The sequence below is a fragment of the Erwinia sp. genome (genome assembly GCF_031978025.1).
Classification (GTDB): Bacteria; Pseudomonadota; Gammaproteobacteria; order Enterobacterales; family Enterobacteriaceae; genus Erwinia.
The window spans coordinates 1-2,693 of the sequence record NZ_DALZCD010000174.1 but is presented as its reverse complement, the minus strand read 5'-3'; the positions used below and the strand labels follow the sequence as shown (position 1 = coordinate 2,693).

Annotated in this window: 2 protein-coding genes; both read right to left on the bottom strand. The window is 54.0% G+C overall.

Translation table 11 applies throughout. From position 1 onward, the window contains the following. Positions 1-274: 274 nt before the first annotated feature. Complete coding sequence (gene eptB, locus RTK32_RS14205) at positions 275-1,972, bottom strand: kdo(2)-lipid A phosphoethanolamine 7''-transferase (protein WP_312045030.1); 1,698 nt, start codon at positions 1,970-1,972, stop codon at positions 275-277. A gap of 265 nt (positions 1,973-2,237) precedes the next feature. Further along, positions 2,238-2,666: an organic hydroperoxide resistance protein gene (locus RTK32_RS14200; protein WP_312045028.1), complete on the bottom strand. Its 429-nt coding sequence runs from the start codon at positions 2,664-2,666 to the stop codon at positions 2,238-2,240. Between the last annotated feature and the right edge of the window lie 27 nt (positions 2,667-2,693).

The window sequence follows — 2,693 nt, the reverse complement described above, 5'->3', positions numbered from 1 at the left end:
AAAGAAGCAAAGAAGAGGCTTTCTGAAATTTACTTAGGGCTGAGTAGTTATATCTTACCTCCCATTTTACTAAAGAGCCGGGTTTGCCCCATCCTGCCGTTCATTTTCTGATGCATCCTCTTTCAAAACCTGGCAGGACTGATACTGGCTAAAAAGATCCGCTGAGCCTTCAGGCTCCTTTACATCGCCGCCGCTACTTTGGCTGCGGTCAGGTTTCACGCATAAAAAAACCCCCGGCCGGTAAGGCGCGGGGGTTGGTGGTCCGGCACGGCAATCAGATTTTGCTGCCAGAATCCTTACGCTTTGCTGGATCCGCGCACCAGTCGTTTGCTTCTTTAATGCCGCCATTTGGCGACTTGTAGCCCAGGCAGCCCAGTACGGAGTCGAACAGCTCGACGTGACGATGCGTCGCGCCTACGCGCTGCTGCGCCTGTAAGCGTTCAAAGCGGCTCTGGTTGGCCGGGTCCGCCAGATATTTATCGGATGCCCAAACCATCATCGGCACGCGGAACTGCTCTGGCGGTGCCATATGACGTGGCGTGCCGTGCAGATGCATATTATCGCTGATCGATTCGCCGTGGTCGGCCGCATAGAAGACAATCGCTTTCTTGTCGCGCAGCTGATCGAACACACTTTCCAGCACCGTATCCGTATAAAGCACCGAGTTATCAAAGGCATTGATCAGCATCGCTTTACTGCATTTATCATCCACGCCCATACATTCCGGCTGATAATGCGCAAAGTCGCGCGGATAACGCTGTGAGTACAGGTAATGCGAGCCCTTGGTATGCAGCACCACCAGATGCTTGCCTTGCGGATGGCGATCGAGCGACTTCTTCAGCTCCGGTACCAGCAGCATATCGTCCACCGACTTGCCCTGGTTCTGCTTTTCCGAGCCGATTTGCTCGCGGAACGCAAAGTTATCCGCATCGGTGTTGTTATAGAACCAGACCTCGCTTTGCATGGCAAAAAGCTCGGAGCTAAAGCCCAGCGATTTCAGTACCGCAAATACGTTCTGCTCTTTCAGCGTGCGGCCAGGCCCTTCATCAGTACCGCCTTCACGCACAAACATACAGCGCAGCGAAAGCTTGGTAGCGGTGTCGCAGGATTCGCCACGGAACGCCACCAGGTTTTTCTCGTGGGAAAGCTTTGGCGTGGTATCACGGTTGTAGCCCAGCAGGCCCATATGATCCCAGCGGGTGGTTTCGCCAATCACAAATACCACATAGGTATCGTCCAGCCCGGCCGGCGCGTTATAGGTAAAATGCTTTGCCGGGTCGAACATATCTTTGCTGTCCATCGTCTCGTCATAGCTGGTATAGGCAAACAGCCCCAGCGCCGACAGCCAGTTAGAAGGCAGATAAGAGTGTGCCACCACGCCGCCGTAGCTGGGCAGGTCGACGTTGGTCAGCTTCTCATTGATGTTTTGCTGACGGTCAAAATAGCGGATAGGTAGCCAGACCAGCGCCACGGCCAGCAGCAGCACACCCAGCGGCTTCAGGCGCTGTCCCGGCGTTTTCAGCTGCTCAAGCAGCGTCAGGCGCAGCGAATTACGCCAGATCAGCAGCAGCGGCAGCGCGCTGACCAGCACCATCCACAGCAGAAAATGGTAGCCAATTACCTCTTTCGACAAATCGGTGTCTGTGGTCATGACCGAGGCGACAATGCCGTAGCCGATCACGACGTTAAAGAAGCTCATATAGTAGCTGGCAGCTACGGAAATCAGCACCAGCGCGGTCGCGGTCACGCGCCAGAAAATTTTGCCGCCCAGCGACAGCAGGCGCATCAGGAAAAAGGTCAGCAGCACAATAGCGACCACTTCCGCCACGGCGGAAAGCCATTCAGTTACGCTAAAATGAGAGAGAAAAGGATCGAAACGGCGGTAAAAAACGGGGATATTCAGAAAGATACCGATGTAAAACGCCAGCAAAAACGAGAGCTTTTGCTGCGTCAGTGTTTTAATGTAATTCATGCAACCTTTATCCCGGCGTAGCTTAAGAGTAAACGCTAATCAGACCATGCCGTTTCGCCAGAGTTCGGTTAAGTGGTCGATTATCACCCGGGGAAACTTTTCCCGGAAGATTCTGAAGGAAAATCTCTGCCTCCACGCGCAAGCGGCGTAGTTAACCACATTATCGAAGATTTATCAGTTCAATCGCAGGAATAAGCAGGGAAACGCAGCGAGCCGGAGGATGCAGACAGCCGGAGCCATGTAGCGGCTCCGGCCAGCGCCTTTATCAGTTAATGATATTCAGCGTTACGTCGATATTGTCGCGGGTCGCGTTGGAGTAAGGGCAGACGATATGCGCCGCATCCACCAGTTTTTTCGCTTCCGCCGCGTCCATTCCTTCCAGATGGATATTCAGTGTAGCTTCAATACCAAAGCCGGTCGGCAGCGGGCCAATACCCACTTCGCCTTCGATGAAAGCGTCTTTTGGCAGGGCGATCTTGTCGCGGTTAGCCACGAACTTCATCGCACCCAGGAAACAGGCCGAGTAGCCAGCAGCAAACAGCTGTTCAGGGTTGGTGGCTTCGCCGCCCGCGCCGCCCATTTCTTTCGGTACGCCCAGTTTAACGTCCAGCACACCGTCTGAAGAGGTAGCACGGCCGTCACGACCCCCGGTGGCTTTTGCTTTGGCACGATAAACGACTTTTTCTAAAGACATCAGGCAACTCCTTTGGTTGGGTTTTAT